17 protein-coding genes and 4 tRNA genes are annotated in these 23326 nt (G+C 41.1%); 18 read left to right on the top strand and 3 right to left on the bottom strand.

Translation table 11 applies throughout. The features are described 5' to 3' along the window. The first annotated feature begins 23 nt into the window (after window positions 1-23). From HXT27_RS03140 to HXT27_RS03215, 16 genes are all read left to right on the top strand, one after another. The gene (locus HXT27_RS03140) at window positions 24-1475 is read left to right on the top strand and encodes an MFS transporter (protein ID WP_233186111.1); all 1452 of its coding nucleotides are present in this window, start codon (window positions 24-26) and stop codon (window positions 1473-1475) included. Between the two features lie 27 nt (window positions 1476-1502). After that, entirely contained in the window at window positions 1503-2039 is a 537-nt protein-coding gene (gene coaD / locus HXT27_RS03145; protein ID WP_103042826.1) for a pantetheine-phosphate adenylyltransferase, read from the top strand. A 25-nt stretch (window positions 2040-2064) separates the two neighbouring features. Then, window positions 2065-3066 (top strand): hypothetical protein, encoded by a 1002-nt coding sequence (locus HXT27_RS03150; protein ID WP_369803117.1) that lies wholly within the window; start codon window positions 2065-2067, stop codon window positions 3064-3066. Further along, entirely contained in the window at window positions 3066-3725 is a 660-nt protein-coding gene (locus HXT27_RS03155; RefSeq protein ID WP_075523499.1) for a YceD family protein, read from the top strand. The genes HXT27_RS03150 and HXT27_RS03155 overlap by 1 nt, the downstream gene beginning before the upstream one ends. A 271-nt stretch (window positions 3726-3996) precedes the next feature. Then, complete coding sequence (rpmF, locus tag HXT27_RS03160; protein ID WP_075523500.1) at window positions 3997-4191, top strand: 50S ribosomal protein L32; 195 nt, start codon at window positions 3997-3999, stop codon at window positions 4189-4191. Window positions 4192-4364: 173 nt separating this feature from the next. Then, a complete protein-coding gene (gene rnc, locus HXT27_RS03165; RefSeq protein WP_233186084.1) occupies window positions 4365-5129 on the top strand; it encodes a ribonuclease III in 765 nt (254 codons plus the stop codon). Window positions 5130-5301: 172 nt separating this feature from the next. After that, window positions 5302-5383, top strand: a tRNA-Tyr gene (locus HXT27_RS03170). 1 nt (window position 5384) lies between these two features. After that, a tRNA-Thr gene (locus HXT27_RS03175) sits at window positions 5385-5456 on the top strand. A gap of 4 nt (window positions 5457-5460) precedes the next feature. Beyond that, window positions 5461-5534 (top strand) — tRNA-Met (locus tag HXT27_RS03180). A gap of 50 nt (window positions 5535-5584) precedes the next feature. Beyond that, the gene (gene rpmG / locus HXT27_RS03185; protein WP_004114322.1) at window positions 5585-5755 is read left to right on the top strand and encodes a 50S ribosomal protein L33; all 171 of its coding nucleotides are present in this window, start codon (window positions 5585-5587) and stop codon (window positions 5753-5755) included. Between the two features lie 205 nt (window positions 5756-5960). Next, on the top strand, window positions 5961-6263 hold the full coding sequence (locus HXT27_RS03190; protein ID WP_075523502.1) for an ACT domain-containing protein: 303 nt from the start codon (window positions 5961-5963) through the stop codon (window positions 6261-6263). A 30-nt stretch (window positions 6264-6293) separates the two neighbouring features. Beyond that, window positions 6294-7658 (top strand): PFL family protein, encoded by a 1365-nt coding sequence (locus HXT27_RS03195; protein ID WP_103042827.1) that lies wholly within the window; start codon window positions 6294-6296, stop codon window positions 7656-7658. Window positions 7659-7764: 106 nt separating this feature from the next. Continuing rightward, window positions 7765-8478, top strand: a complete 714-nt coding sequence (locus HXT27_RS03200) for a tRNA (cytidine(34)-2'-O)-methyltransferase (protein ID WP_230955905.1) — start codon at window positions 7765-7767, stop codon at window positions 8476-8478. A gap of 57 nt (window positions 8479-8535) precedes the next feature. Beyond that, window positions 8536-9318: a peptide ABC transporter permease gene (locus HXT27_RS03205; protein ID WP_146024445.1), complete on the top strand. Its 783-nt coding sequence runs from the start codon at window positions 8536-8538 to the stop codon at window positions 9316-9318. Between the two features lie 232 nt (window positions 9319-9550). After that, window positions 9551-13186: a DNA-directed RNA polymerase subunit beta gene (gene rpoB / locus HXT27_RS03210; RefSeq protein WP_103042829.1), complete on the top strand. Its 3636-nt coding sequence runs from the start codon at window positions 9551-9553 to the stop codon at window positions 13184-13186. A gap of 63 nt (window positions 13187-13249) precedes the next feature. Beyond that, window positions 13250-17272: a DNA-directed RNA polymerase subunit beta' gene (locus HXT27_RS03215; protein WP_103042830.1), complete on the top strand. Its 4023-nt coding sequence runs from the start codon at window positions 13250-13252 to the stop codon at window positions 17270-17272. Between the two features lie 338 nt (window positions 17273-17610). On the opposite strand, the gene HXT27_RS03220 is transcribed toward HXT27_RS03215, so the two are convergent. The 3 genes from HXT27_RS03220 to HXT27_RS03230 form a co-directional block, all read right to left on the bottom strand. After that, window positions 17611-19236 (bottom strand): MDR family MFS transporter, encoded by a 1626-nt coding sequence (locus HXT27_RS03220; protein ID WP_233186112.1) that lies wholly within the window; start codon window positions 19234-19236, stop codon window positions 17611-17613. Between the two features lie 358 nt (window positions 19237-19594). Further along, window positions 19595-20581, bottom strand: a complete 987-nt coding sequence (locus HXT27_RS03225) for a G5 domain-containing protein (RefSeq protein WP_075523507.1) — start codon at window positions 20579-20581, stop codon at window positions 19595-19597. 307 nt (window positions 20582-20888) lie between these two features. Beyond that, window positions 20889-21302: a thioredoxin family protein gene (locus HXT27_RS03230; protein WP_103042831.1), complete on the bottom strand. Its 414-nt coding sequence runs from the start codon at window positions 21300-21302 to the stop codon at window positions 20889-20891. 198 nt (window positions 21303-21500) lie between these two features. Here HXT27_RS03230 and serS point away from each other — a divergent pair, with 198 nt between their 5' ends. Both serS and HXT27_RS03240 read left to right on the top strand, forming a co-directional pair. Next, entirely contained in the window at window positions 21501-22787 is a 1287-nt protein-coding gene (serS, locus tag HXT27_RS03235) for a serine--tRNA ligase (RefSeq protein ID WP_075523509.1), read from the top strand. 131 nt (window positions 22788-22918) lie between these two features. Beyond that, window positions 22919-23003, top strand: a tRNA-Ser gene (locus tag HXT27_RS03240). Window positions 23004-23326: the final 323 nt, after the last annotated feature.

A 23326-nucleotide genomic window follows, 5' to 3' on the forward strand; every position in this document is an offset into this window, starting at 1 on the left:
AGAATTATTCTATTATTGCTTTAATGATTGCATTATTTGTGTCAATCTTTTCTTTTCAGCTTAATATTTCTATGCTTTCTCCAGCTCTTGCTTCTATGGAATACGAATTACATATTTCACAAGTGCAAGTTGGATTGATACAAACTGTATTTTTCACGTCAGCTGCATTATTTTCGTTATTTTTGCCGCGACTTGCAGATCATATTGGTCGTAAAAAAGTATTGCTTGGTATTCTTACAGCAACAGTTATAGGAAGTTTTATATCTGCTATTACTTCGAATATTGTGATTCTTTCTATTGGACGCATTATGCAAGGTTCTTCTGGACCTATGATGCCATTGTGTTTAATTATGCTTCGAGAGCGTGTTAAAGATGGTAAGCGTTATGCGCGTTTGATGGCTATTCTCACTTCTGTAAATGGTGGTATTGCTGGAATAGATGCTTTAGTTGGCGGGTGGATGTCAAGCGCGTGTGGATTTAGATCGATTTTTTGGATTATGGCGCTTATTGCAGTTTTCGCTGTGTTTTTAGTTATATGTACAACAGAAGAATCTAAGGCTGTCAATAATGCGAAAATGGATTGGTTTGGCGTTATTACATTATCAATTGCATTTTTATCAATGTATATTGCGATTGACGAATCACAAAAACTTCTAAATGCGCGCTTTTGGATTATATCTTTGCTTGTATGTGTTTCAATAGTATTTTTCATAATTTTTTGGCAAATCGAAAAACATATTAGTAATCCTATGGTTTCAACGAATTATATGAAACATAGGCGTACTTGGGGATTGTTAAGCACTACGTTATTGACGATGACTGGTGTTTTTGCAATTATGAATGGCGTTGTTCTTAAGTTTGCTCAAGATAAAATATCTGGAATAGGACTTTCAGAAGCTTTAGTTCCATTTGTGACTCTTACTCCGTATGCGATTGTTGGATTTTTATGCGGTCCTATTTCTGGTTTTTTGGCATCTAAATATGGTTATAGACGTGTTTTGCGCTCTGGTATTTTAGTAAGCATAATAGGATTATTATGTGGAATATTTGTTATGAAAAATCCTAGTATTCCAGGGTTGGTGGCTTTGTCTGTGTTACTTGGAATAAGTTATGCAGGAGTAGCCAATATTATGCTGAATGGGTTGGGAATTGTGTTATCTCCTAAGGATAATCCTGGGTATTTGCCTGGCATGAATGCTGGAGCTTTTAATCTTGGAGCAGGTTTAAGTTTCGCAATTATTTATGCGATTATGGGAATGTTTAACGTTAATATAACGCAATTGTCTATTCAATCTTCATCTTCTATTTCTGCAAGTGCGTCATCTAATGCTGCTTCAAATGCAGTGCAAAATGTAATAACTGTTGTAAAATCAGTTCCGTCATGTTCAAGTTATGTGTCTTCTATGATTGTTGGCGCTGTATTACTTGTTGGAGCAATATTGTGTTCGTTGTGGATTCCAAAATCTGAAGATTAGTGACATGGTCGGTGATAATCTAAACATATGACTATAGCAGTGTGCCCCGGTTCTTATGACCCAGTTACAGCTGGACATTTAGATGTGATACAACGTTGTACCAAGCTTTTTGATGAAGTTCATGTGCTTGTTGCTGTTAATTCGGCAAAAACTCCTATGTTTACGGAGAGTGAACGAGTTCAGATTATTTGCGATGCTGTAAAGAATATTACTAAGAATAATGAGGATTGTAGGGATAATATTCAGAATCGTAAAAGTAGTGTTGGGAATTTAGTTGTTGCATCAACTGACGGTCTTGTTACGGATTATTGTAAGAAAGTTGGTGCTACAGTAATTGTTAAAGGTTTGCGTCAGAATGGCGATTATGAGGCAGAGCTTGGAATGGCGCTTGTTAATCGAAAACTTGCTGGCATAGAAACTATGTTTCTTCCTGCGGATCCGGTTTTAGAGCATGTTTCTAGTTCTGTTGTTAAAGATGTTGCGCGTCATGGAGGCGATGTTACAGGCATGGTTCCAGATAACGTAATACCTTTATTGCAGAAGTTGTTTGCAGAGAAAATTTGAGAAGAACAGACAGGAGTTTGAAATTATGAGTGAAGATGATAATACTGAAGCGCAAACAGTTGTAACTGGTGAAAATAGCGAAATTCAGGACGATACTATGGAGCGCAAGGTTTCTGGTAATCTTGAGCAAAATCTTCCTAATCTTGAGCAAAATCTTCCTTTGAATCCTGCAATAAACCCAGATGATTCTTTGACAGATTCTATTTCAGCTGTTTCTAAAGATAATTCTGATTCCGCTAATGATGCAAATAATACTGAATCTAGTGAGGATTCTGAAGCCTCTTCATCTGCTGAGGATTCTTATGAAAAATCATCTGTAAAGCCTTTATTCCCTATGCCTGATTTGCGTGAGCGTGATGATTATAGCGCTGCAGATTTTGACAGTGAAGAAGATGGGAATTCAGATCATATTGATGTAAAAATAAGTGATGAAGCTCGTTCAAAAAGTCGTGCTGAATTTACTACTGTTTACGACATTATAGATGTGATGGAAGATACTCTTTCTGAATCAAAAGGTGTTCTATTTTCTCCTGGAATGGTGAAGATTAGTCGTGAAGATTTTGAGGATCATCTTTCTCGTTTGAAGGATATGCTACCTGTACAGTTAGAGCGTGCTTCTGCGCTAATGCGTGAAGCAGAACGCCGTTTGCGCACTGCTCAGGCTCAAGCTAATTCGATTGTTGCAACTGCACAATCTCAGTCTGCACAGCTTATTTCAGATGCTGAAGAACGTGCTCAATACCTAGCTGGTCAAGAAAATGTGACTGCTATAGCTCGCCGTAAAGCTGCTAATATTTTGGAAGTTGCTCAAGCTAAGTCAGATAAGCTTACTCATGGAGCAGATCAATATTGTGCAACTGTTATGGAAGGCTTGAAACAACAATTAGATAAGCTTGAGCAAGATGTTCAAGCAGGACAGCGAGTTTTAGAGGAGCGCTGTCGTGGTGCTGCTCATCTTCAAGATGAAATTAGCGCTCAAGCTCGTCTTGATGATTCTGGCGATGATTATGATGAAAGGAATAACTAATGACATCGCATCCCTCTCAATCCTTGTGGGCTATACCTGTTGCACAAATGGGTGCTCGTGCTGGTCATAGTATGCATATTGATCGCGCATTTCCTGCTCCAGAGGGTATAGGCGATTGTGTTATTGGTGTAAAGCCTGGAAGTGATGTTCAAGTTACAGGAGATTTTGATTCTGTTGTAGATGGGCTTATGTTCCAGGGTAGTATTACTGCGACTGTTCATGCAGAATGTACGCGTTGCTTAATGCCTTTAAAGCGCGATTGGAAAGTTGATGTTTGCGTGTTCTTTCCATATAAAGATATTACAGAAGTTCAATCTTCTAAGCTAAATTCTACGAGAAAAAATGGTGTTAAGGATTCTAAGAGTTCCAATAAGAATAGCATTGAAGATGATTCACAAATATGGGAAGATAACGATGATTCTGGATGCTCGTATCCATTGGTTGCTGGCGGAGATTTTGCAGATATTGAGGCATTGATTCGAGATACTATGGTAAGCGAATTGCCTTTGCAACCTTTGTGTGAGCCTGATTGCTTAGGATTATGTTCTCAATGTGGTGAAAATTTGAATGAACATCCAGAGCATCATCATGATGTTAGTGATATTCGTTTTGCTGCTTTAGAAGGATTGAAAGAGCAATTAGAAAATAAGGATAAGTAAGCAGAAAGCACGCGAAAGCGAGAAAATGAGAATAGCTTAAGTAAGGGAATGTCTTAAGTGTGGGAATAGCTTAAGTGATTTTCTAGGCAATTCTCTAAGTGACTTTCTGTTCTGCAATCTGTGCTGTTTTCTAAGTAATCTTAAGATTAAAATCCAGTAAGATATGTGTAAAAGTATTGTTTTAAAGCTGTATTTTAATTAAATGTATGGCGCATGCTGTAATATACAGAACGCTTAAGCTCAATCGGTTGAACGAAATAGAGGAAAAATTATGGCACTGCCAAAATACAAGACCTCGCGCGCTAACACGCATTCGCGTCGCGCTAATTGGAAAGCGTCTGCCGTGCAGACTGTAACTTGCTCGAATTGCGGTTCGCAGGCATTGTCTCACATGGCTTGCCCGAATTGCGGTAACTTCCGTGGTCGCGTGTATCGCGAAGCTATCCGCTCGGCACATACCAAGTAGGTTGTATTTATGAAACCCTGCCATCGACGGGTGGTAGGGTTTTTCTTTATTGTGAGTGCTTGAGTGAGTGCTTGAGCGAGTAATTATTTTTTAGTGTTTTAGTTAGTTTTTTTAGTTAGTGTTTTACTAGTGTTTTAGTTAGTATTTTCCATAAGCGGGATAGTGAAAGTATTATGAGCCATAAAAATAAAAAAAATAGCGGTGTAATGCATTATGACGGTGAACCTCATGATGGCGATCCATCTAAGGCTCTTTTAGATGCTTTAGGGACTAGTATTTCTCCAGATCTGTTAGTAGAAGCTTTAACTCATCGTTCGTTTTCTCATGAGCATCCTGGAACTAGAAATTATGAGCGTTTGGAATTTTTAGGCGATGCAGTTTTGGAATTAGTTTCTACTGAAACGCTTTTTTCTAAGCATCCAGATATGAGCGAAGGGCAATTAGCAAAGTTACGTGCTAAAGCTGTTTCTGAGTGGGCTCTTTCTGCTGTTGCTCGTGAAAAATTGCATGTTGGTCCTTATATTTTGCTTGGTCGCGGTGAGATGGAGCAGGGTGGTAGTAATAAAGACTCGATTTTATGCGATATTGTTGAGGCTTTGATTGGCGCTACTTTCGTTGAACACGGTATTGATGAAGCTAGAGTAGTTGTACACCGTTTGATTGACGACACTTTAGCTGAAGTTCTTACTGAAGGACCTGCTTTAGATTGGAAAACATCGCTTACTGTTAAGGCTCACGATATGGGATTGCCGGATCCTGAGTATCGTATGGCTGTTTCTGGTCCGGATTTTGCTCCAGTTTTCGAAGCTCGCGCTGTATTGCCTTATTCTGATGGAGATGAATTGCTTTCAGAGGGCACTGGATCAAGTAAACGTAAAGCGCAATTGGCTGCAGCTGAAAAAGCGTGGCATGCACTTGATGAGCGTAAAACTAAATAATTTTAAACAAAGTAATACGTTTTTTATTCTGTGTTTTGGTTTATTTTGGCAAAATTTGGCGTATCTTATAGAACGTTTTTGAGTGTTATCGGCGTGTCTTAACTTGCATTAGTCTCGCTCTCGTGGCACAATAACAAAGTTGCCGTTTGGAGTTATTCCTTACGATAACGTTGGCGGGTTACCAGAGCGGCCAAATGGGACTGACTGTAAATCAGTTGCTTCGTGCTTCAGTGGTTCAAATCCACTACCCGCCACGCCTCGATAGCTCAGTGGTAGAGCACTTCCTTGGTAAGGAAGAGGTCGTGAGTCCGATTCTCACTCGAGGCTCTCTGGCGGGGTAGCTCAGCTGGCTAGAGCGTACGACTCATAATCGTAAGGTCAAGAGTTCGAGTCTCTTCCTCGCTACAATGGCCAGCAGGAGTTGGTCAACATACAATATTCTAGAGGTGAACGAAATGGCAAGTAAGAGCGCAGACATCCGTCCAGGCATTACGCTTGCATGCACGGAGTGCAAGGAGCGTAATTACATCACGACGAAGAATCGTCGTAATACGCCTGATCGTCTTGAGTTGAGCAAGTTCTGCCCACGTTGTGGTAAGCACACACTTCATCGCGAAACTCGCTAAGCTTTTAAGTTTTTAGTTGATCGCGTTTTAAGCGTGTCTAGCTTTGAAAGATTTTACCTCGCTTTTTGCGGGGTTTTCTTTTATCTAAAATCTGAAGTTTAGTTTGTAATTATCTATTTTTACGTGAGTATTACACATTCGTGCATATTATTGTATAGAATCATTGACGGACCTGCTATGCAACCTTAAAAGAGAGGAATCGCCCGTGAATACCCAATTAGATACCCCTATTAGTGAAAACAAAGCTGTTATAACTGTTGTTGGCAAAGACGCAGTTGGCATTATTGCAGGGGTTACAACTCATTTAGCTGACCGTAAAGTGAATGTTTTAACAATATCTCAAACAATAGTAGACGGCTTTTTCAATATGATGATGATTGTTGATATTTCGAATATGAGCGTTGAATTTGGTGATCTTGTTTCTAGTTTGGCTTCTCTTGGTGAAAATCTTGGAGTGCGTATACGCTGCCAGCGTACAGAAATCTTTACAAGCATGCATCGCGTGTGATAGGAACATCTTTATTAAAGGGGAATTGCCATGTTAAATATGATGGAAGTTCGCGAAACTAACACCATGATTGAGCAGGAAAAGTTAGATGTTCGCACTATCACTATGGGAATCAATCTTCTTGATTGTGCTTCGTCTGATTTGAATGAAGTTTGCGAGAATGTATATAAAAAAATCACAACTTTAGCTAAAGATCTTGTTTCTACTGGTAAAGCTATAGAACGCGATTATGGTATACCGATTGTAAATAAGAGAATTACTGTAACTCCTATATCTTTGGTTGGATCTTCTGCGTGCAAAACTCCTGAAGATTTTGTTAAAATTGCGCATGCATTAGATAAAGCTGCTAAAGAAGTTGGTGTTGATTTAATAGGCGGATATTCTGCTTTACCTGCAAAATCAATGACGAATGCAGATCGCATGTTAATTGAATCATTGCCTCAAGCGCTTTGTGAAACGGATATTGTTTGTTCTTCTGCTAACGTTGGCTCTACTCGCACAGGCATTGATATGAATTGTGTTAATTTGCTTGGGCGAGTGATTCGAGATATTGCAATAGCTACAAAAGACAATGATTCTTATGGATGCGTTAAGTTTGTTGCGTTTTGTAATGCTCCAGACGATAATCCGTTTATGGCTGGTGGCTTCCATGGAGTTACCGAAGGCGATGCTGTTATTAACGTTGGCGTTTCAGGACCGGGAGTTGTTTCTAGAGCTTTAGATGAAGCGCGTGGCAAAGATTTTGCATTTTTGTGTGAAACTATTAAGCGTACAGCTTTTAAGATTACTAGAGTTGGGCAGTTAGTTGCTCAAGAAGCTTCGCGCCGTCTTAATGTGCCTTTTGGAATTATTGATTTATCGCTTGCTCCAACTCCTGCAGTTGGTGATTCTGTTGGTGAAGTTCTAGAAAAAATTGGTTTATCTCAGGTTGGTGCTCCTGGAACTACAGCTGCTCTAGCTCTTCTTAACGATCAAGTTAAGAAAGGCGGAATTATGGCGAGTAGTTATGTTGGAGGTCTTTCTGGAGCTTTTATACCAGTTTCTGAAGATGCGAATATGATTTCTGCTGCAAAGTCTGGATGCTTAACTATCGAAAAGCTTGAAGCTATGACGTGTGTATGCTCTGTTGGGCTTGATATGATTGCGATTCCTGGAGAAACTAGCGCGTCTACAATTTCCGGAATGATTGCAGACGAATCTGCTATTGGTATGATAAATCAGAAAACTACAGCAGTTCGTATTATTCCAGTGATTGGTAAAACTGTGGGAGATATTGCGAATTTTGGCGGTTTGATGGGGTATGCGCCTATTATGCCTGTTAATAACGCTTCTTGCGAAGAGTTTGTTAATCGTGGCGGACGTATTCCTGCTCCTGTTCATAGTTTTAAGAATTAGTTTTGGCTTTAATACTTAGGTTTGTGGATTTGGCTTAATACTTAGGTTTGTGGATTTGCAAAGCTACAGAATTAAATAAACTTAGAATAATCAATAAGAGGTAATAATGACGCGTGAAACATCTGAAAATCAGCATGTAGATGAGAATAATGATTGCAATATTTGTAATTCATCTTCTGAGCAGTTGAAAAATCAAGATAGTGTATCTCGCGTACAACAAATGTATGAATATGGGTATAGAAAATCGGATTATGGCCCAGATGAGTTAGTTACAGATGCGCATGGTAATCCTATTAGTGTTGTTGACGCTATGCTTAGTGCTGATGATGCTGCGCGTAAAGAAACGCATACTCCTCATTTGTGTTTTTACTCTCCTAGGATTCCTGGAAATACTGGTTCAGCGATTCGTTTATGTGCTGTAACTGGCACTATTTTGCACTTGGTTGAGCCTTTAGGGTTTAATCTGCACGATACTAAATTGCGCCGCGCTGGATTAGATTATCACGATATGGCTCATGTTGTGATTCATCCAGATTTCAATAATCTTGTGGAATCTATGCCAAATTCGCGCATAATCGCGTTTACTGCAAATGCTACTAAGCTTTATACGGATATTGAATATAAGCCTAATGATATTTTGCTTTTTGGTCCTGAGCCTGGAGATATTCCTGATCCTATGGATATTATGGCAGGTCCTCATGTTGCGCAGCAAGTTCGTTTGCCTATGCGACCCGCTTTGAGGAGCTTGAATTTAGCTAATTGCGCATCTATTGCTGTTTATGAAGCATGGCGTCAGCTAAATTTTGCTGGTGGGAAGTAAGCTTTATAAGATATTTATATTTCAATTCATGCGTTACAATGCACTAGAATGGACATTATGACCAAACAATCGCAGCGATTTACTAGAGATACTAGACGAACTAAGAAACGCGTTATGAGCGAATCTGAAAAGCATGCTATGTATGTTCGCCGTAGAATTTTTGTTGGCGTGATTGCGTCGTTTGTTCTAGTTATTGCGTGTTTTTGTGTCTTTAGCATCGCTAAGGGCATTTCAGATTTAAGTGGTGGGCTTTTTTCATTTCATGAAGTAAATATTTCGCGTAAAAGCGTGCCTGATCCTCGGCCTGCAAGTTTAACACGTGATTGCACATCTCAAGATTTGCGTTTAGAGCTTTCTTCTAAGAATCAAAATGTTTCTATGGGTGGAAGTCTTGATTTTACTGCTCGAATTATTTTCGTAGGTAAAGGTTCTTGCTTAGTTGATGCGTCTAATAATAGTCTTGTTATGGCTATTAGCGATACGAATTCGTCTGATACTTCAAAAGACAAATCTGAAGATAATTCTGACAAAGGGACGACTGAAAATTCCGATAAAAATTCTGAAGATTTATCTAAAAATTCTGATAAAAATTCTGACGAAGAAAATAAAAATGATATATGGCGTTCAGATGTTTGTGTTGCGCCTAGTAAGCCGTTGCTTATGACTCAAGGCGATCATTTTGACGAAAAGTTTACATGGGATACGAATTCAACTCGAGGTGTTGGCTGCACTGAAAAGGATAATATGCCAAAGGTTGATCGTGGATCTTATCTTGTTAGACTTTATCATAAAAATATTTCTGGATTACATAGCGATTCTTTAGTCGTAAATGTTAAATAGCATGCCGACACGCCGCTAAAAATACTGGAAAATAGTCTTAATGTATCTATAAAATAGAAGGTCTGTATACGGTGTGTCATATAGCGGGCATACTGAATGAGTCGATGAAGCGCCCGCAGTTGCACATCAATTCTATGGCGTGTTTTTGCGCTTTTGCTTCTTGGCTTTTCAGAGTTCACGCATGCACTTACATGTGTATGCATAGGTAATAGCGAACGATAAGGAACGTCCATTGGCTGCTGAACAAGCTACGACGAGCACCACTAAAGTCATCGCGCGTGCTGACGAACACGACATTAAGTTGCATAAAGCGTCAGATCGTGTGAATTTTGGCTCAATTTGTGAGCCTATCGATGTGCCATACCTTCTTGGTGTGCAAACCGACAGCTTTGATTGGTTGATCGGTTCAGATCGCTGGAAGAAGCGCGTTGAAGAAGACGAAGCAAATGGTACTCACACAGTGCCTCATATTTCTGGTTTAGATGAAGTATTCCAGGAAATTTCCCCTATTGAGAACTTCGCTCAAACTATGAGCTTAACGTTCTCAGATCCATATTTTGAAGAACCACGTCATACAGTGTTAGAGTGCAAAGAGAAGGATTACACTTATTCTGCTCCTTTGTATGTGAATGCTGAATTTGAAAACGGTGAAACTGGCGAAATTAAAAGTCAGACTGTTTTCATGGGTGATTTTCCATTGCAAACTCCACACGGTACTTTCATTATTGGTGGTACTGAGCGTGTGATTGTTTCGCAATTGGTCCGTTCACCAGGCGTGTATTTCGATTGCACTCAAGATCGCGCTTCCGATAAAGATGTTTACGGTGCGAAGATTATTCCAAGCCGTGGTGCATGGTTGGAATTTGAGATAGATAAGCGTGATTTCCTTGGAGTTAGAGTAGATCGCAAACGTAAGCAGTCTGCAATCGTATTCTTAATGGCAATCGGCATGACTAAGCCTGAAATCGCTGAAGCTTTCAAGGGATATCCTTTGGTGCTTGATGCGCTTGATAAGGAAGTTATTGAAACTCAGGATGAAGCATTAACTGATTTGTATCGTAAGATTCGTCCTGCAGATACAGCAACTCCAGAAGCTGGTCATACTTTGCTTGACTCCTTCTATTTCAATACTAAGCGTTACGATTTGGCTCGCGTTGGCCGTTATAAGATTAACCGTAAGCTTGGTTTGGAAGCTGATTACAATGACCGTAGCTTGAATCGCGAAGACATCATTGCAACTATTAAGTACTTAGTTACTTTGCACGCTAATGCTACTGCTAAGAGTGCTGCTTTGAAAGCCACTAACCCTGCAGATAAAGCTGCTGCTTTGGCTCAAAGTGAGCAGACATTCCCAGGAAAGCGCAATGGCGAAGACGTGCAATTGCGTGTGGAAGTTGACGATATTGATCACTTCGGTAATCGCCGTATTCGTCAAGTTGGCGAGTTGGTACAAAATCAGCTTCGTACTGGTTTAAGCCGTATGGAACGCGTTGTGCGAGAACGTATGACTACTCAAGATGCTGAGGCTATTACTCCACAGTCGTTGATTAACATTCGTCCAGTAAACGCGACTATTAAAGAATTCTTCGGAACTTCCAAGTTAAGTCAGTTTATGGATCAAAACAATCCATTAGCAGGCGTTACTAATAAGCGCCGTCTTTCAGCGCTTGGTCCTGGTGGTCTTTCTCCAGATCGTGCTTCTATGGAAGTTAGAGATGTTCACCCATCTCACTTTGGACGTATGTGCCCAATTGAATCTCCTGAAGGTCCAAACATTGGTCTTATTGGTTCTTTGGCAACATTTGGTCGCATCAATCCGTTCGGTTTCATTGAAACTCCGTACCGTAAGGTTGTGAACGGTCACGTTACTGATGAAGTCGAATATATGACTGCAGATCGTGAAGCGGATCACGTTATTGCACAAGCTAATCAGGAACTTGATGAAAACGGTAACTTCGTAGGCACTCAGGCACTTGCTCGAGTGGACGAAGAAGAAGCAGTCGATGTTCCTGTAAGCACTGTTGACTACATGGATGTTTCTCCACGTCAGATGGTTTCCTTGGGTGCTTCTTTGATTCCATTCTTGGAGCATGATGAAGGTCACCGTGCTTTGATGGGTACTAACATGCAGCGTCAGGCTGTTCCGCTTATTAAGTCTGAGCGACCACTTGTAGGTACAGGTTCTGAATGGCGTGCAGCTGTGGATTCTGGTGACGTAATCTTGGCAGAAAAGCCGGGTGTTGTTACATATGTTTCTGCAGATATTATTCGCGTTATGAACGATGACGGAACTCAATCAAGCTACAAGCTTTCTAAGTTCCAGCGTTCTAATCAAACTACTTGCTACAATCAAGTTCCACTTATTAAAGATGGCGAACGCGTTGAAGTAGGAACAGTTTTGGCTGATGGTCCTGCAACAGATAAGGGTGAGCTTGCTCTGGGTAAGAATTTGCTTGTTGCATTCATGCCTTGGAACGGTTACAACTACGAGGATGCTGTTATTATTTCGCAGCGTTTAGTGCAAGACGATACGCTTTCATCAATTCATATTGAAGAATATGAGATTGATGCTCGCGAAACAAAGCTTGGCTCTGAAGAGATTACACGCGATTTGCCGAATGTTGGCGAAGATGCTATTGCAAATCTCGATGAGCGCGGTATTATTCGCATCGGTGCTGAAGTTGAAGCCGGCGATATTTTGGTTGGTAAGGTAACTCCTAAGGGTGAAACTGAGCTTACTCCAGAAGAGCGTTTGCTTCGTGCAATCTTCGGCGAAAAGAGCCGTGAAGTTCGTGATACTTCTTTGCGTGTGCCACACGGTGAAACTGGTACTGTTATTGCAGTTAAAGAAATCACTCGTGAAGATGCTGAAGATGATGGCGATGAGCTTCCAAATGGCGTAAATCAAATGATTCGCGTTTATATTGCGCAGCATCGTAAGATTACGCAGGGAGATAAGCTTTCAGGTCGTCACGGCAACAAGGGTGTTATTTCTCGAATCTTGCCAGAAGAAGATATGCCATTCTTGGCTGATGGTACTCCAATTGACATCATGTTAAATCCGTTGGGCGTTCCTTCTCGAATGAACTTGGGTCAGGTACTTGAGCTTCACTTAGGTTGGATTGCTCACGCTGGTTGGGATATCAATTTGGATCCAGATCTAGAAGCAGCTTGGAAGAAGTATGTTCCGCAAGGAGCAGAGCATGGCGATCCTGGAACTCCAGTTGCAACACCAGTGTTTGATGGCGTTCGTCCAGATACTTTGAAGGGATTGCTTAGCACAACTTTGAAGGATGCTGATGGAAATAAGCTTGTTGGTTCAGATGGTAAAGCAGTGCTTTACGATGGACGTACTGGTGAGCCTTTCACTAAGCCAATTTCTGTTGGTTACATGTATATCTTAAAGTTGCATCATTTGGTTGATGATAAGATTCACGCTCGTTCTACTGGTCCTTACTCTATGATTACTCAGCAGCCGTTGGGCGGTAAAGCTCAGTTCGGTGGCCAGCGCTTCGGAGAAATGGAAGTTTGGGCGCTTGAGGCTTATGGTGCTTCGTACACATTGCACGAAATGATGACTACTAAGTCTGATGATGTTTCGGGTCGTGTGCGCGTGTATGGTGCAATCGTGAAGGGTCAGAATTTGCCTCCTGCAGGTATTCCTGAATCCTTCAAGGTGCTTCTTAAGGAAATGCAGTCGCTCTCCTTGAATGTTGAAGTGTTAAACGCTGATGGCGTTGCAATTGACATGAAGGATGAAGAAGACGATCCTGTTTCGTCCTCGGATGATTTGGGCTTTAATATTGGCGCAAGACCAGATTCTTCTGCCAAGGAAGATCAAATCATTTCTGAGCCGGAATATCAGTGATCGGCTATAGCCGCACTTATGTGATAGTAAAACGTTAAAAATTTCACAGACAGGACAATAAGAGTGCTGGACGTCAACACATTTGACAAATTAAGGATTGGACTGGCTACCGCTGACGACATTCGCGGATGGAGCCACGGTGAAGTAAAGAAGCCAGAAACCATTAACTACCGTACCTTGAAGCCGGAGAAAGATGGTCTGTTCGGTGAGCAGATTTTCGGACCGACTCGAGATTGGGAATGCGCATGCGGTAAATATAAGCGCGTGCGTTTTAAGGGAATTGTTTGCGAACGATGCGGTGTAGAGGTTACTCGTAGCCGCGTTCGCCGTGAGCGCATGGGTCACATTGAGCTTGCAGCTCCTGTGACACATATTTGGTTCTTCAAAGGCGTGCCAAGCCGTTTAGGTTACTTACTTGGTATTGCTCCGAAGAATTTGGAGAAAGTTATCTACTTTGCAGCTTATATGGTTACAAGCGTAGATGTTGAGCAGCGTCATCAGGATATGCCTGACTTGCAAGACGAATTTGACACTGAGATCTCAAATCTTGAAAAGCGCCGCGATAATGAGATTGAATTGCGCGCTAAAAAGGTTGAAGAGGACTTGCGTGAGCTTGAGGAATCAGGCGACACCAAGAGCGGTACCAAAGCTAAATTGCGTGCAAGTGCAGAGCGCGAAATGTCTACAATTCGCCAGCGTTATGACGAACAAATTAAGCGTTTGGATGCAGTATTCAGCCGCTTTAAGGAAATTCGTCCAGGAGATATGGAAGGCGATGTGGACTTGTGGCGTGAAATGGAAGATCGTTACGGCGATTATTTCCAAGGCTGCATGGGCGCTGAAGCTATTAAGAAGCGTTTGCAAGACTTTGATTTACAGGCTGCTGCAGACGAACTTCGTGAAGAAATTGATAGTGGTTCTGGACAGCGTAAAGCTCGCGCTTTGAAGCGTTTGAAAGTTGTGAACGCATTCTTAACTACTGGTAATAAGCCAGAAGCTATGGTATTGGATGTTATTCCAGTAATTCCACCAGACTTGCGACCAATGGTTCAGCTTGATGGTGGTCGTTTCGCAACTTCTGATTTGAACGATTTGTATCGCCGTGTAATCAACCGTAACAATCGTTTGAAGAGGCTGATTGAACTTGGTGCCCCTGAAATCATGCTTAATAACGAAAAGCGCATGCTTCAGGAAGCTGTTGATTCTCTGTTCGACAATGGTCGCCGTGGACGCCCAGTAACTGGCGCATCTAATCGTCCATTAAAGTCACTTTCAGATATGCTTAAAGGTAAGCAAGGCCGATTCCGCCAAAACTTGCTTGGTAAGCGCGTAGATTACTCTGGTCGTTCTGTAATTGTTGTTGGCCCAAGTCTTCGCATGCATCAATGCGGTTTGCCTAAGCCAATGGCTTTGGAACTCTTTAAGCCATTCGTTATTAAGCGTTTGGTGGATCAGGGATTTGCTCAGAATATGAAGAGCGCTAAGCGATTAGTAGATCGCGGTGATTCTGAAGTTTGGAGCGTTCTGGAAGAAGTTATTTCCGAGCATCCAGTACTTCTTAACCGTGCTCCTACTCTTCACCGCTTGGGTATTCAAGCATTTGAGCCAATTTTGGTTGAAGGTAAAGCAATCCACTTGCCACCACTTGCTTGTGCAGCATTTAACGCTGACTTCGATGGTGATCAGATGGCAGTGCATCTACCTCTTTCTGCTGAAGCTCAAGCTGAAGCTCGTACTTTGATGATGGCATCAGATAATATCTTGAAGCCGGCAGATGGTCACACTGTGACTATGCCTTCTCAGGATATGATTTTGGGTCTTTACTACTTGTCTACAGTAATCGAAGGAGCTAAGGGTCAAGGTCGCATATTCTCTTCTCTTGCTGAAGCTCAAATGGCTCTTGATAAGCATGAGATTGATATGCAAGCTAAAGTCTTGATTCGCATGCCTGAAGATTTTGTTCTTCCTGAAAATTGGGAGCCTAGCGATTTGAAGGTTGTTGAGCCTGAAGCTGGTAGCCCAGATGTTGTTCATGAAGAGCGTTTCAAGGATGGAACTGTTTTGTTTGCAACGTCTTATGGACGTGTGCTTTTCAACGAAACTTTGCCAGTTGATTACCCATTCGTCAATGAGCAAGTTCCTAAGGGTGTTCTTTCTAAGATTGTTGACGATATTGCTACTCGCTATCCAACTGCACAAGTTGCTGCTACTTTGGACGCTTTGAAGGATCTTGGCTTCACTCGCGCTCCATGGTCTGGAGTAACTATGGCGTTCTCGGATATTGTGCTCCCACCAAATCGCGAGGAAATTGCTCAATATTATGAGAATCAGGCAGCTAAGATCAACATGCGTTACGAAACAATCGGTGATTTAACTGATGAGGAACGCCGTCAAGAATTGATTAACTTGTGGACTGAGTGCACAGATAAAGTTGCTGAAGCAATGCGTGAAAACTTCCATGACGATAACAACGTTAACATCATGGTTCAGTCTGGAGCGCGTGGTAACTGGATGCAGATTCGTCAGATTGCGGGTATGCGTGGTTTGGTGGCTAATCCTAAGGGTGAGATTATTCCTCGTCCTGTGAAGTCTAACTACCGCGATGGCCTTTCAGTCTTGGAGTACTTCATCTCTCAGCACGGTGCTCGTAAGGGCTTGGCAGATACCGCTTTGCGTACTGCAGAATCTGGTTACTTAACTCGTAAGCTTGTTGATGTTTCACAGGAAGTTATTGTTCGTGAAGAAGATTGCGGAACTAAGCGTGGTCTTAACATGAAGATTGCAGATCGTGATGCTGATGGCAATTTGACGCTTGTTAAAGCTGCTGATGGTGGACCATATTCTCGTTTGCTTGCTGCGGATGTGATAGATCCTGTAGATGGCGAAACTGTTTTAGCTAAGCGTGGAGATGCGCTTTCTATGCAGGTTCTGCGCGATTTGGTTGCTCATGGCGTAGAAGAAGTTAAAGCTCGTTCTGTGCTTACTTGCGAATCTAAGCGTGGAGTTTGTGCAAAATGCTATGGATGGTCTTTGGCTACGAGCCGACTAGTAGATGTTGGTGAAGCTGTTGGTATTGTTGCAGCACAGTCAATTGGTGAGCCTGGTACTCAGCTTACTCTTCGTTCCTTCCACTCTGGTGGTGTTGCTTCTGCTTCCGATATTACTCAGGGTCTTCCTCGTGTTACGGAGCTTTTTGAAGCTCGTACTCCTAAGGGTGAAGCTCCAATTGCAGAGTTCTCTGGAACTGTTGAGATTCAAGATACTCCAGGTCAAGGCCGAGTAGTCAGGTTGATTCCTGATGATTCTACTGTTGAGCCAATTGAGTATCCTGTAACTCGCCGCGCTCCAATGTTGGTAAGAGATCATGAGCATGTTGAGGTTGGTACGCAATTTATTGAAGGTTCTGTTGATCCTAAGAAGATTTTGCGAATCCTTGGTACTCGTGCTGCACAAGTCAACATTGTTGAGGAAGTTCACAATGTGTATCGTTCTCAGGGTGTAGATATTCACGATAAGCATATTGAGGTTATTGTTCATCAAATGCTTCGCCGTATTACTGTGATTGATTCAGGAGATACTAATTTGCTCCCAGGCGAGCTTATTGATCAGACGAAGTTCCGTGAGATTAACCTTGAAACCGTGAAGAATGGTGGCAAGCCTGCTGCTGGTCGTCCAGAGCTTATGGGTATCACTAAGGCTTCTTTGGCTACTGATTCTTGGCTTTCTGCTGCATCGTTCCAGGAAACTACTCGAGTTCTTACTGAAGCTGCTTTGAGCCAGAAGGAAGATGATCTTAAGGGCTTGAAGGAGAACGTGATTATAGGTAAGCTCATTCCTGCTGGTACAGGTTTGTCGCGTTACCGTAATTCTAATGTTGACGCAACTCGTGAAGCTCGTGAGAAGATGTATCCAAACTTCGGTTTGAATAATCAAGACAGCACTCCGTCTAACTTTGGTGAAACAGATATGGCGGATGTTGATTTCGCGAATATTGATTTCGGAGACATGAGTCTTAACGATGATTTCAACCCTGATGATTTCCTTGACGATCAAGGTGGTCAGAGTGATTACAACGATGAGTTGTAAACATTAGTTGAAGATTGAAATTTAAGCTCAGCTAAGTGGATTGTTAATGCGATTCACTTAACTGAGCTTTTTGTTTTGATTTTGTTTTGATTTTGTTTTGATTTTGTTTTGATTTTGTTTTGATTTTGTTTTGATTTTAGTTAAATTTTGGGGAATAACCTTAAATTTTAGTTTGATTTTAGTTTGATTTAGAACGTTGATATTTTAGAGCTTTAGTAATATAACTTTGCACTTAGCACTTTAGCAACAGAACCATAGAACTCTAGAACTCTAGAAATATGGAACCATGGAACCATGGAACCATAGTAATAGCACGTTAGAGCTTTAGTAATAGAACTCTAGTATTGAGCGTGAGTGTGATCGTGCATCACGTCTTTATTTTCAGACGCATGCGGAATATGCAATACTTTCATTCTTGCAATCGCTCTTCTCGCTAGAGCGTGAGCAGATCCTGCACCTTCGCCTTTAATTCCAAAAATCACGATTGCTGCCATAATCGCTGTAATAATAGCGCTAATTCTAAGAGTCCACTGTACTCCAAAAATACTCGCAGCTACGTCTGCAGCATGCCCTGAGCCTACATAAGCATGTTTCCAGGTAGTTAGTGCTGTCATTGTCACAACTAGCACAGGAGCGCCAATTGCTCCCCAAAGTTGGCGCATTGTATTAGTTACAGCAGATCCATCTCCCAGTTCTTCGTGCTGTAAGCAATTTAGCGACCATGTTGTTATAGGCATGAGCAAGAATCCCATGCCAATCTGCCTAGTGAATTGCCAAATAGAAATCCACCAAATCCATGTGTGCATATCTATAAGACTCATCATAACCGTGCCGAAAAGTAATATAAGAGATCCTGCCATTGCAACAGGTCTAACGCCGAGTCTGTCAAGCATACGACCTCCTGCGAATTGTGAAATTGCCATTCCAAATGCGCCCGGAAGTAATATAAGACCACTCATAGTTGCGCTAAATCCGCGATCGTCTTGGATATAAAGCGGTATAAGTACCATAATCGAGCTGAAAGCGAAGAATGTTAAGCAAGCACAAATAGTTCCGATTGTGAAGTATTTATTTTTCAATACACTTAAGCCAAGGAGGGGGAGTTTTCCACGTTTTTGTTCGAGTAATTGCCTTGTTACGAACCATATGATTCCGATTGATCCGATTATCATAGGAGCAAACGCCATTGGGTGAGTGATTCCGTATGCTTCAATATTTGTGAATCCAAACATAACTCCGCCAAACCCGATAATTGAAAGGCTTACGGAGAAGAAGTCTGCTTTAGCTGTTTTATCTTGTTCGCCGAAATTATGTAATAGGAATGTAGAAAGAATTATAGAAATAATACCTATGATTGTTAAGGAGAAGAATATTGAACGCCAACCGTTAAAATCTGTTTGTAAACCTCCGATAGTTGGTCCAATTGCAGGCGCAATACTCATTGCCATTCCAACGCTTCCCATTGCCATTCCTCTTCTAGTTAGTGGGAAAACGGAGAATACTGTGATTTGTAACACTGGCCACATAACGCCTGTTCCAATTGCTTCTAGAGTGCGTCCGATTAGCGCCATAATGAAGTCGTTGCTGAGCCAAGCGAATATAGATCCTATTGTGAATAAACACATAGATGTTATTACTATTTGTCTAGTTGAAAATCTTCTTGTTAAGAATGCTGTTAGTGGTACCATAATTGCCATAATCAGCTGGAAGATTGATGTAAGCCATTGTCCGGTTGTGACGTTTATGTTGAATTCTCGAACAATAGTCGGTAGTGCTGCTGTTAGCTGTAATTGAGCGAAGTTGCCTATAAACGTTATGAAAGTGAGTATTGCTAAAGAGATTAAAGCAGGACGAGTTAAGTGATTGTTGTTGTATGCTTCTTCACCTGTTAAAGCGTGGCTTAGTTTATTTTTATTATGCTTATTTCTAGTTGATTTTTTACTGTTAGGCGAAATGTTTGCAATAGAAATATTGCTAGATTTATTACTAGAAGATTCAGCATGGCTTGATTCAGCATGGCTCGATTCAGTATTGTGCAAAGATTTTTTATTTAGCCATGTTTTATTTAGCCATGATGATAACGTCACGTTTTAATCCTTTCATAAGATAGACAGTCTTTTAAAAGCCTTCTGTTTTACTTCTAAGAGAAGACTTATAACGAAGTATAAAAGCAAAGCGAAAACTTAAGCGAAAACTTTTTATATCAAAGACAAGTAAAGACTTAAGTGAATCCGATTTAAGTGAATCCAACTCAAGTAGATTTTGCTTGAATCTAAATCTTACTCAAGCTAAATCTTGCTCAAGTAAATTCTAACGCGCTAATCAGTAGTTGTGGTGTTTCATCCAATAGCTATAAGCGCCTTGAATTGAGCCGTATCTTCCATTGCAATAATTCCAGAACCATCTAAGCTGAGTTTGATAGTTGGTTGCCCAATCAGCGCCTGCTGAAGACATTTTCCTACCGGGAAGAGCTTGTGGTAAACCGTATGCTCCAGAAGGATTCATAGCATTAACGCGCCAGCCGGATTCATGTGTAATAATAAATACTGTAGCTGTAAAATCTGCTTCACTGTATCCATTTGAAATAAGCCAATTATGCGCCCATTCTTGCATTTCTCCTGCCGGAACAGTTGTGCCAATGCTAAATTCTTCTGCAGAATCCGCTCTAGAGCCACCAGTTCCCACAAGTACTACTTTATCTGTTGGAGCTTTTTTAACGTAAGATGCAAAGATATTAGACGAAACAACTTTATTTCCAGCATGTCTAACTATTTTCGTTGTTTCCATAACACCGTTAGCACCCTCTTGTTGTACTTTCTCAGTACCTTTTGGAAGGGAAGTGGTTTCCTTCTTAACAGTGTTAAATGCAATAGGCTCATCTGACGTTTCGAGTTTAGCGCCAGTTCGTTGAATGTTAATAACAGTGGATTCACTAACTTTTGTATCTAGCGAAGGAGTTACTACATCATGAGGTTCGAGAGTGATATCTCCGGCTTTTAACACGGAACGCACGTCAGTGAATTTAGTTCCTAAAACAGTGCGATTATGCCCGTTTATAACAACAGTAACGTATGAAGTGTTGCTGTTAAGCACATCACGAGTAGCTCCACGGGAAACAGTATTAAAGTCTTCTGTTGCTGAATAAGAAGTTACGGCAGTTGTATGGGAGGTTGTTGACTCGTAAAAATTTCGAGAAACAACGCAAAGTACCACTAGAGCTACTACGCTTGTGATTGCTGAAATCACCATAATCCATTGGCGAATACTAAGCGATGTAAGCGTGACTGTATGCTTGCGGTGACTTGCCATATCCCTCCCACTCTTGAATGAACTTTAGCTAGTTTTGTGATTAGTTTTCAATCAATAGCTGAAAATACAAACTGTTTATATTCTAATATCACGTAAAGAGAAGGGCAGTATTTCAAGGATTGATTGATTTTTATTTTAATCACTGTTTAATATTGTTAGTTTGCTGTTAGATTTGTTTTTTGCTTTAACGTTTTTACTTTCCGTTATTTGTTTTTTACTTTTTGTTTAACGTTTTTGTTTACCTGTTTAACGTTTTTACTTTTCGCTTTTTGCTTTCGTTTTCTCTTCTTTGTTGTTGCTTTTGCTGTTAGTTTTCGTTAGTGTTACCTGCATTAGCTGCGTTATCGTCATCTTCTGCGTTATTTTCAGCTTCTGCGTTATTTTCGGCTTCTTCTTTCACAACGACTTTCTTAGCTTCGTTTACAACCATTTCTAAATCATTTTCGCTTATAGATCCTTTGTGATCCCATATTTCTAAGCGATTTTTTATGACTTTAATAGTCGGAATTGAACGGATCCCAGCTTCTTGAGCTATTTGTTGATTTTCGTCAATATCTATTTTAATAAAAGTTATTTCTGGATGATTATCACTAACCTTCTCGTAAATCGGTCCAAAAGCTCGGCATGGAGCGCACCACTTCGCCCAAAAATCCACGAAAACAATTTCGTTAGAGTTGATAATCGAATTAAAATCTTCTTGTTTTGCGTGTATAACTGCCATTTTTACTCCTTAATATTAGTTTGTATGAAATTTTGTTTGCAATTTTGTTTGCAATTTTGTTTAATCTTCAAAATCGTATTAAGTTTTAGTTTTTCAACATTGAATCTAACTTAACACATTTTAATTCAATCAATAAAAGCAAGTATACACTATCTCTTATTCAATCATCTGTCTTCTTACGGCATTACTCTAGGAAACATGCTTGATATCCAATTTATTCGTGAACATGCCGACATTGTAAAGGAATCGCAGCGTAAACGTGGCGAGTCTGTTGAATTAGTCGATGAAGTATTGCGCGCCGATGATTTGCGCCGCACGTCATTAAAAGCGTTTGAAGAAGCTCGCTCGCAGCAGAAGGCGATTGGTAAAAAGGTTGCATCTGCAAATGAATCTGAAAAAGCTGCTCTTATTGCAGAAACTAAAGAATTAGCTCAGAAAGTAGCTGAATTTAAAGCCGAGTCCGAAAAAGCTACTGCAGACTACACAACAGCTATGTGGAAGCTTTCAAACATTGTTGAAGATGAAGCTCCAGAAGGCGGAGAAGACGACTACGTTGTAGTTAAGAAGGTTGGTACACCTCGCGATTTTGCAGCTGAAGGTTTTGAGCCTAAAGATCATTTAACTCTTGGTACAGGCGTTGCAGGAATTGATATGCGCAGAGGTGTAAAAGTTGCAGGCTCTCGTTTCTACTTCTTGCGTGGTTCTGTTGCTCGTTTGCAAATCGCAATGCTTACAATGGCTGTAGATCAAGCTGAAGAGCATGGTTTTACTCTTGCGATTACGCCAACTCTTGTTCGTCCAGAAGTTATGCGCGGAACTGGTTTCTTAAATTCTCATGCAGATGAAATTTATCGCCTTCGTGAACCAGACGATCAGTATTTGGTAGGTACTTCTGAGGTTGCTTTGGCTGGCATGCATGAAGATGAAATCCTAGACTTAAGTAACGGTGCTTTGCGTTACTGTGGATGGTCTAGCTGCTATCGCCGTGAAGCTGGCGCTGCTGGTAAAGATACATCTGGAATTATTCGCGTGCATCAATTCGATAAAGTTGAAATGTTCGTATATTGCAAGCAGGAAGATTCTCGCGCTGAGCATCAAAAGCTACTTGGAATGGAACAAGAAATGCTTGCTAAAGTGGAAGTTCCTTACAGGATTATTGATACAGCTGCAGGAGATCTTGGTTCTTCTGCTGCTCGTAAGTTTGATTGCGAAGCATGGGTTCCAACTCAGGGACGCTACCGCGAGTTGACTTCTACGTCTAATTGCACTGAGTATCAAGCTCGCCGTTTGAATGTGCGTGAGCGCATGGAAGATGGTGGCACTCGACCAGTGAGCACTTTGAATGGTACTTTAGCTACTACGCGCTGGCTTGTGGCTATTCTTGAGAATCATCAACACGAAGATGGCTCGATTGATATTCCTAAAGCTATGCAGCCTTATATGGGTGGCAAAGAGGTGATTGAGCCAACTAAGTGGGAAGCGTGAGTGTAACGTTTCGCGCGTTGTGAGTGTTTGGAGTGTTTCATTCTAACGTTGTGAGTGTTTCGTTCCATGCATGATGATATGCTTTCCACTTGTGCGTTGTGAGCAGATTTATTTGTGCTCTATGCGCCAATGGATGGGTGTCCGAGCGGTCTAAGGAGACGGTCTTGAAAACCGTTGTAGGGAAACCTACCGCGAGTTCGAATCTCGCCTCATCCGCGAATAGGGTTTCTAGCCAATCGCTAGAAGCCCTTTTTTCATGCTGAAAACCCTTGAAATATCAACGTTTTTGGCTTGTTTTTAGTGTTTTCTTGTTGTTGTGAGGTGGGGGAATTACTTACCTCACAGGAGCTTCAACTTTTTACGCGTGCTCAAATGTTATTGCTTGTAGTAATAAGATTTAGATTTTAGCTTACTTTAGTTTTATAAAAAGTTTGGATTAGGTGTAACTTCTTCAAATACAGTTTCGCTTTTTATTGTTCGTTAAGTAATTTCCACGCCTCACTAGTACATAATGAGCGTGAAATTACATTGTCAACAAA

Origin of the sequence: Gardnerella bivia (assembly GCF_049262715.1) — a bacterium.
GTDB lineage: Bacteria > Actinomycetota > Actinomycetes > Actinomycetales > Bifidobacteriaceae > Bifidobacterium > Bifidobacterium vaginale_A.